The following is an 8008-nucleotide window of genomic DNA, read 5'->3' as shown; positions in this document are numbered from 1 at the left end:
GTTATCACAAGGCTTCGAGGTTTTCTTCGAGCCGGTTTATCGTGACAACGGATGCGCATTATAGGGAGCCCAGAAAATCTAGCAAGTGTTTTTTTAATATTTCTTTTCAAGTGCTGATTTATTAAACAAATCGTGCAAACCTGCTGCATTTTGTTGATAAAAAGACCTACAGTTTATCAAACTCACTAGCAAATTGGGTAACGTTCTCCCAATTAGTGTATTCAATTTCAGTATTTGGGTCAGTCGGACCATCTGTCATTTTCATTATTAGGCGGATCATAGTTCTATCGAACCATTTATAACGTGGATAAAAGAGGGCTCCAGCAAAAACAGACTTTAATGTTGGCTTCCAAGGGCAAGCTTCTAAAAACTTACGTGTGTATGCGTTTGTTTCTACTGTGTCTTTCCCTTCTTTTCTTGCTGTAAGATTTACAGCAAAGAAGGCTGTGTTCATTGAATTCAATTGGTTTTGGTGAGTAGTCGCAAAACGAAGTAGCTTTTTATTAAAATGACCATAACGAATCGATGCCCCCACCAATACTTTGTCATAAGCCGCCAAATTTAAGCTTTGCTCAGTGTTTAAATCACGAATATCACACTCTCGACCTAATGTCCGTAGCTGCTCAGCCATCTTTAAAATAATTTTTTTTGTTTGCCCATCCGTACTGGAATGTAAAAGTAAATAGCTCATCATCGTTCCTAGATTATTATCATTTCTATATTAGGTTGTACTCAATTACTCACGCCAGAAAGTCGGTGTCAGCAGTACCAATAAAGTAAAGACCTCCAAACGCCCAAATAACATAGTCACAACTAATATCCATTTCCCAGTTGGATTCATAGAGGTAAAGTTGTCAGCAACTGTTCCTAGACCCGGGCCTAAGTTATTTAATGTGGTGGCTATAGCAGAGAAAGCAGAAAACTCATCAACGCCCGTTGCTATCAAAAGTAATAAGCTGACAATAAAAACCAAAGCATATGCGGAGAAAAACCCCCATACCGCTTCTATAATTCTTTCAGGGAGCGCTCTTTGGCCTAACTTAATCGTGTATACCGCATTTGGATGAACCAGACGTTTTAGTTCCCGAGAACCTTGCAAGAAGAGTAACAAAATGCGAATAACTTTTAGCCCGCCCCCAGTTGACCCTGCACACCCACCAACAAATGCCGCACATAATAAAAGCATCGGTAAAAAAAGTGGCCACCCCGAAAAGCTATCTGTTGTAAAACCAGCAGTTGTCGCCATTGATACAACTTGGAAAAATGCCTGATCGAGCGTTTGCCCAAAGCTACCATAAACTGAGTGATACATTAAAACTAAAGTACAGATCACGACTAGAACAAACTGGAAGCTAATAAACATTCTAAATTCAGGGTCACGCCAATAAATGCCAAGGCTACGCCCAGTTAATACAGCGAAGTGTAAACCAAAATTACAGCCAGAGATGAGCAGAAATACCCCAATGATGGTGTTAATTGCTGGGCTATTAAAATAACCTACACTTGCATCATGTGTAGAAAAACCACCAATAGCAATTGTTGAGAAACTATGGGATATAGCATCAAAAACATCCATACCAGCTACCCACAAAGCAACAGCACAAGCAATCGTTAGCAATACATAAATAAGCCATAACGTCTTTGCAGTTTCTGCAATACGTGGGCGCATTTTATTGTCTTTCAAAGGCCCCGGCATTTCCGCTCGATATAACTGCATCCCCCCAACACCCAGTAGAGGCAAGATTGCAACGGCGAGTACAATGATCCCCATACCGCCAAGCCATTGAAGCATTTGCCGATAGAATAATATTGCTTTAGGTAACGAGTCGAGCCCTGTTAGCGTTGTTGCGCCAGTAGTGGTTAACCCCGAAAATGATTCAAAAAAAGCATCAGTAACGGAAAGGTTTGGTCTCTCTGAAAAGATAAAAGGTAATGCCCCAACACTCCCCAGAACAGTCCAAAATAATACGACAATAAGAAAGCCTTCTTTTGCCTTAAGTTCATGACGGCTATTACGCGTAGGTAGCCATAAAAAAAGACCAATCAATAACGCAGTCACAAAAGTCTGGCTAAAGGCTCGCCCTGCGCCATCGCGATAAATTAGCGCCACAATACCTGGTATAACCATGGTAAATGAAAAAATGATGACTAGCAGCCCGACAATACGGGTTATTGCGCGAAAATGCATTCGGCAGATTCCTTGCTAAAGCTGTTTACTATTCCGATTCTGGCGTGAGCGACAAGGCACCACGACTTATATCGCGTAATTTATCATTGACTTCCTGCTGAAGGGTAGCAGGAATTGCAATTTGCAAAGAGACAGCTTCATTATAATCACTGTGTAAAACCACGCCATTCACCTGAATAAGTAGCTGCTCAATTGCATTAACCAATGAGTAATCACATACTAAATTAAACACTTTTTGTGGCACTTTAGTTTGTGTTGGTAAAATTTTCAGTGCTTGCTGTACACCATTACCATAAGCTTTAACTAACCCGCCAGTCCCCAGTTTTATCCCACCAAAATAACGCACAACGACACAAGTGACTTCCCCTAAGTTGCTTCCCAACAGTTGTGCCATAATAGGTTTGCCAGCCGTTCCTGTTGGCTCGCCGTCATCAGAAAAACCTAATTGTTGCGAGTCATCAGGACGCCCAGCAACAAATGCCCAGCAATGATGCCGAGCATCTGGATATTGAGCTTTAACCGATTGGATGTAATCTTTTGCCGCTTCAATACCCTCGGTATGTGCTAAGTACGTAATAAAACGACTTTTTTTAATTTCTTCAGTAAACGAAATCGTTTCTGCTGGTATTAAATAAGGTTTCATTAACGTAAATGTAAGTCTCGAGTCATATTTTCAATTCGGTTAGCGTGGATCACTATATTGTCTTCAATACGAATACCGCCATAAGGTTTAAAGAACTCTATTTTATCCCAATTAAAATGCTGACTATATTCACCATTTCGCCACTCAGCGAGTAAAGATTCAATGAAATACAGACCAGGTTCAATTGTTAATACCATTTTAGGTTCTAATACACGAGTACAGCGCAAGAAAGGATACATTTTCGGAGCAGCAAGGTGAGCCCCGCTGTCGTCTTGCATAAAGCCAGCAGCATCATGCACTTGCAGCCCTAAAGGGTGCCCTAAGCCATGAGGTAAAAATGGTGTTGTTAACCCATTTTCGACCATCGATTCTTCGCTAATACCTTTTATAATATCATGTTTAGCAAGGATTTTTGCGATCCTATGATGCATATCCACGTGATAATCGGTATAACGAACCCCAGCTTTAATTGTATCAATTAATGAAAGCTGTTCGCTATTTACATCCGCCACTAATTCAGCAAATTCATCCTTGCCTTTTGCGGCATAAGTCCTAGTAATATCAGCTGCATAGCCATTGTACTCTGCACCAGCGTCTATCAGAAAACTACGTAATTCATTAGGAACTGTTTGCTGCAACTTGGTGTAATGCAGTACGGCTGCATTTTCATTTAGAGCAACAATATTACCATATGGCACATTGGTATCTCGATGACCAGTAGACTGTAAATAACTGATATTAATATCAAATTCACTCATTTCCGCACGGAATGCTTCAAGTGCTGCAAGGTGCCCATTCACCGCCATTTTTTGTGCTTCACGCATACAGTAAAGCTCATAGTCTGTTTTATATGAACGATGGAAATGGTAATAGTCTAAAACCGGTTTTGGGTTGATATTATGCAAAGAGATGCCTAATGACTCCGCTCTTGCTGTTGCAGAGCCGATATAGGCAATATTGTCTTTTTGGATATTCGCCAGAAACCCTTTGATATCGTCCGCATTCTTTAGGTGGATTAAGTCAATGTCTTTAGTCCAGAAACCATCTGGTAATGGCTCAACGCTATGCCAATAATCAACTGGCGAATAAAACCATAATTTAGGCTTATTTACGCCATCAATGAGTAACCAAGAATGTGGGACATCAGTAACAGGTACCCAAGACTTAAAATGAGGATTAACTTTAAAAGGGTAATCACTATCATCAAGAAAGATGCGTAGGGGTTCACCTGAATGAATCAATATGGCATCTAATTTGCTGCGCTGTAAGACTTGCTGAGTTCTGTATTGTAACGTTTTAATATGTTCAGCGTAGAGTGCAGTCAATTTTTCCATTTCTTTCAACCTTTCAGCATTAATTAGAAAATTCAAGCTTACCACGTTCTGAAATTAACGGATATGCACTCTATTGCAAACCTAACTTAATGTATTGATAAATAATGATAATATCATTTTAATTCATTATTATTTCGCTTAATTGCTGTGACCCGCATTCCATTTTTGTCATTAACCATTTGCAATTAATTAACATTCTGGTCACACTCATTTCATCTGGTCATACCAGATACCATTACCATGTAAAGGAGAGCAGAATGCTTTATCAAAGTGAAACAATCTATATTCAATGGTTGAAAAAAGGGATTGCAGAACTGGTTTTTAACTCACCAGGGCCGATTAATAAATTGGATACCCACACCGTTGCTTCACTTGATGAAGCCGTGACTGTTCTAGAGCAGCAAACCGATCTGCAAGGTGTTATTTTCCGTTCTGATAAACCAGCGTTTATTGTTGGAGCTGATATTAAAGAGTTTTTATCTCTATTTGAGGCATCAAAAGAAACGCTAAGTAATTGGTTACAATATGCCAATACCATTTTTAACCGCATTGAAGATTTGCCAGTTCCTACTATCTGCGCTATCAATGGCTATGCTTTAGGTGGTGGCTGTGAGTGCGTTTTATCCACTGATTTTCGTATCGCATCACCCGACGCTCGAATTGGGCTTCCTGAAACAAAACTTGGTATTATGCCTGGGTTCGGTGGTTCCGTACGTCTGCCTCGTCTAATCGGTTTAGATAGTGCCTTAGAAATTATTACCGCAGGTAAAGATATCAATGCCGCTCAAGCATTAAAATTTGGTCTTATCGACGCTGTTGTTGATACCCAACTCTTACCTCAATCTGCACTGACTATCATTGAATCAGCTATTGCAGGTGCACTAAATTGGCAGAAAAAACGCCAACCAAAACTAGAGCCATTACAATTAAGCCCTATTGAACAAACAATGAGTTTCAATGTGGCAAAAGGAATGGTGTATCAGGCTGCTGGGAAACATTACCCTGCGCCAATGGCTGCTGTAAATACAATTGAAAAAGCAGCAAACTGTGCACGAGATGAAGCATTAAAACATGAAACCGCAGCTTTTGTACCTCTCGCCCATAGTGATGTTGCTCGCGCATTAGTCAGTATTTTTCTGAATGATCAACATGTTAAATCTAATAGCAAAAAACTCTCACAACATGTTAGTACTCCAACGCATGCCGCAGTGCTTGGTGCTGGGATTATGGGTGGAGGCATTGCCTATCAGTCCGCCAGTAGGGGCGTGCCAGTTTTAATGAAGGATATCAATGAGAAATCATTAGAGTTAGGGATTGAGGAAGCACAAAAGCTGTTAAACAAGCAATTTGAAAGAGGGAAAATCACCGCTGCACAAATGGCAACCACATTAGCTGCTATACACCCTTCATTATCCTATTCAGGTATTGAAAGCAGCCAAATCGTCGTTGAAGCTGTTGTTGAAAACCCCAAAATTAAAGCCGCTGTGCTCACTGAGGTAGAATCCCTTATTGCCCCTGATACCTTATTAGCATCAAACACCTCTACCATTCCAATTTCGACACTTGCAAGCTCACTAAAACGCCCAGAAAATTTCTGTGGAATGCATTTCTTCAACCCAGTACACCGTATGCCATTAGTTGAAATTATCAGAGGGAAACAAACATCTGAAGATACTATCGCCAAAGTTGTTGCCTATGCGAATAAAATGGGGAAAACCCCTATTGTCGTTAATGATTGCCCTGGTTTCTTTGTTAACCGAGTCCTTTTCCCTTATTTCGCAGGTTTTAATTTACTTTTGCAAGATGGGGCTGATTTTAGAGAAATAGATAAAATCATGGAGAAAGAATTTGGTTGGCCTATGGGCCCTGCTTATCTTCTCGATGTTGTCGGTATTGATACTGCTTTCCATGCTGAACAAGTCATGGCCGAAGGTTTCCCTGAGCGTATGAGTAAAACAGGCAAAAATGCCATAAGTGTGATGTTTGAACAGCAGCGTTTTGGTCAAAAAAATGGCAAGGGCTTTTATCTATATGAAAAAGATAAAAAAGGTAAGCCGAAAAAAGTTAATGACCCTCATACAGATGAACTACTCGCTTCTATTTGCTCAACAAAACGTTCTTTTACCAAAGAAGAAATTATTGCTCGAATGATGATCCCAATGGTCAATGAAGTTGTCCGTTGTTTAGAAGAAGGCATTATTCAGAGCCCATCAGATGCAGATATTGCTCTCGTGTATGGTCTAGGGTTCCCACCATTTAGAGGTGGCGCATTCTGCTACTTAGATACTTTGGGTAGCCAGTCTTATTTCAAAACAGCAGAATCTTTAGAGCATTTAAGCCCTCTTTATCAGGCACCTGAAGGTTTAAAAGAAAAAGCAGTTACTAATGCTAGATATTACCCACAACCACCTGTTGTGGCCGTTGATGTCAAAAAAGTTGCGAGGGGTTAATTTTATGGAAAATGTCGTCATTATTGATGGAATACGTACACCAATGGGCCGTTCAAAAGGTGGGGTATTTCGCCATGTCAGGGCTGAAGACCTATCTGCGCACCTTATGAATGCTATTTTTGAACGCAATCCAAATGCAAGTAAAAAACAGTTAGATGACATCATATGGGGTTGTGTCCAACAAACCTTAGAACAAGGGTTTAATATTGCCAAGAATGCGGCATTGCTCACGGATATACCTCACACTGTTCCAGCTGTGACTGTTAATCGCCTTTGTGGTTCATCAATGCAAGCAATACATGATGCTAGCCGACTCATCATGACAGGCGATGCAAACTCAGTATTAATTGGTGGCGTCGAGCATATGGGGCATGTCCCCATGACTCATGGTATAGATTTCAACTCTAAACTGACGTTACGAGTTGCCAAAGCCGCAGGCGCAATGGGCCTTACCGCTGAAATGCTAGCAAAAATGTACAAAATTAGCCGTGAAGAACAAGATGCATTTGCCTTGAGATCTCACCAACTTGCTGCTTTAGCAACAGAAAATGGGAAATTTAGTAATGAAATTGTCCCTATTAGCGGGCATGACGCTAATGGTAATCTTATTTCTGTAAATTATGATGAGGTCATCCGCTTTGATGCTAGCCTTCAGGGCCTAGCTGCTCTAAGACCAGCATTTGACCCGGTCAGTGGTACAGTCACGGCAGGGAACTCATCAGCCCTATCTGATGGGGCATCCGCAATGCTGCTAACGAGTGAAAGCTATGCTAGCCAGCAAGGGATTAAGCCACGAGCTAGAGTACGAGCAATGGCAGTAGTTGGCTGTGATCCATCAATAATGGGTTATGGGCCAGTACCAGCAAGCGAACTTGCATTAAAACGCGCTGGGTTGTCTTTAAATGATATTGATATTATTGAACTAAATGAAGCTTTTGCAGCTCAATCAATAGCCTGCATGAAAGGTTTAAAATTATCAGAGAATCAATTAGACGAAAAAGTAAATCTTAGTGGAGGTGCTATCGCCCTCGGTCATCCATTAGGGTGCTCAGGTGCAAGGATCACCACCGCTTTACTTAATCAATTAGAGCTTAAAGATAAACAGTTTGGTTTAGCAACTATGTGTATCGGATTTGGTCAAGGTATCGCCACTATTATTGAACGTGTTTAGCCGTAATTTTCACAAACATTGCATTTTGTCGATGTTCCCGCCTAGTCAGGGGCGGGTTTTTTTTGCCTTTTTCTAACCAAATAGCCTCTCATAGTTTAGGTTACCAATAGGCGGCAACTGAATGATACCCTAGGGGCATACATAAGTATGTGACTAGGACGAATGAGCAAAGCTAGCCCCCCTACAATTTGAAACTAACCTGATTTCATGCAGATACCAGAC

At 40.8% G+C, this 8008-nt stretch carries 6 protein-coding genes; 2 read left to right on the top strand and 4 right to left on the bottom strand.

Annotation, left to right across the window (positions count from 1 at the left end; translation table 11 throughout):
• Positions 1–166 precede the first annotated feature (166 nt).
• Genes hemG through pepQ form a run of 4 tightly spaced genes read right to left on the bottom strand, consistent with a single transcriptional unit; the run spans position 167 to position 4165 of the window.
• Positions 167–691: a menaquinone-dependent protoporphyrinogen IX dehydrogenase gene (gene hemG / locus ACPEH5_RS16270; protein ID WP_071547685.1), complete on the bottom strand. Its 525-nt coding sequence runs from the start codon at positions 689–691 to the stop codon at positions 167–169.
• A gap of 45 nt (positions 692–736) precedes the next feature.
• Complete coding sequence (trkH, locus tag ACPEH5_RS16265) at positions 737–2188, bottom strand: Trk system potassium transporter TrkH (RefSeq protein WP_042848814.1); 1452 nt, start codon at positions 2186–2188, stop codon at positions 737–739.
• Between the two features lie 28 nt (positions 2189–2216).
• Entirely contained in the window at positions 2217–2831 is a 615-nt protein-coding gene (locus tag ACPEH5_RS16260) for an IMPACT family protein (RefSeq protein ID WP_042848815.1), read from the bottom strand.
• On the bottom strand, positions 2831–4165 hold the full coding sequence (gene pepQ / locus ACPEH5_RS16255; protein ID WP_166686126.1) for a Xaa-Pro dipeptidase: 1335 nt from the start codon (positions 4163–4165) through the stop codon (positions 2831–2833). The genes ACPEH5_RS16260 and pepQ overlap by 1 nt, the downstream gene beginning before the upstream one ends.
• 257 nt (positions 4166–4422) lie before the next feature.
• Between pepQ and fadB the strand changes: the two genes are divergently transcribed.
• Together fadB and fadA are read left to right on the top strand one after the other, a co-directional pair.
• Positions 4423–6615 (top strand): fatty acid oxidation complex subunit alpha FadB, encoded by a 2193-nt coding sequence (gene fadB / locus ACPEH5_RS16250; RefSeq protein WP_181469069.1) that lies wholly within the window; start codon positions 4423–4425, stop codon positions 6613–6615.
• A 4-nt stretch (positions 6616–6619) separates the two neighbouring features.
• Positions 6620–7786 carry an acetyl-CoA C-acyltransferase FadA gene (gene fadA / locus ACPEH5_RS16245; RefSeq protein WP_042848818.1) on the top strand — a complete coding sequence of 389 codons (1167 nt, stop codon included), beginning with the start codon at positions 6620–6622 and terminating at the stop codon, positions 7784–7786.
• The last annotated feature ends 222 nt before the right edge of the window (positions 7787–8008 follow it).

Origin of the sequence: Providencia sp. NPDC089933, from assembly GCF_049545585.1 — a bacterium.
GTDB classification, from domain to species: domain Bacteria; phylum Pseudomonadota; class Gammaproteobacteria; order Enterobacterales; family Enterobacteriaceae; genus Providencia; species Providencia huashanensis.
The sequence above is the reverse complement of the archived record's forward strand: the minus strand, read 5'-3'. Positions and strand labels throughout refer to the sequence as shown.

Coding starts and splice junctions, on each gene's coding strand:
- hemG (WP_071547685.1), bottom strand. CDS start 691: ATGAGCTATTTACTTTTACATTCCAGTACGGATGGGCAAACAAAAAAA.
- trkH (WP_042848814.1), bottom strand. CDS start 2,188: ATGCATTTTCGCGCAATAACCCGTATTGTCGGGCTGCTAGTCATCATT.
- ACPEH5_RS16260 (WP_042848815.1), bottom strand. CDS start 2,831: ATGAAACCTTATTTAATACCAGCAGAAACGATTTCGTTTACTGAAGAA.
- pepQ (WP_166686126.1), bottom strand. CDS start 4,165: ATGGAAAAATTGACTGCACTCTACGCTGAACATATTAAAACGTTACAA.
- fadB (WP_181469069.1), top strand. CDS start 4,423: ATGCTTTATCAAAGTGAAACAATCTATATTCAATGGTTGAAAAAAGGG.
- fadA (WP_042848818.1), top strand. CDS start 6,620: ATGGAAAATGTCGTCATTATTGATGGAATACGTACACCAATGGGCCGT.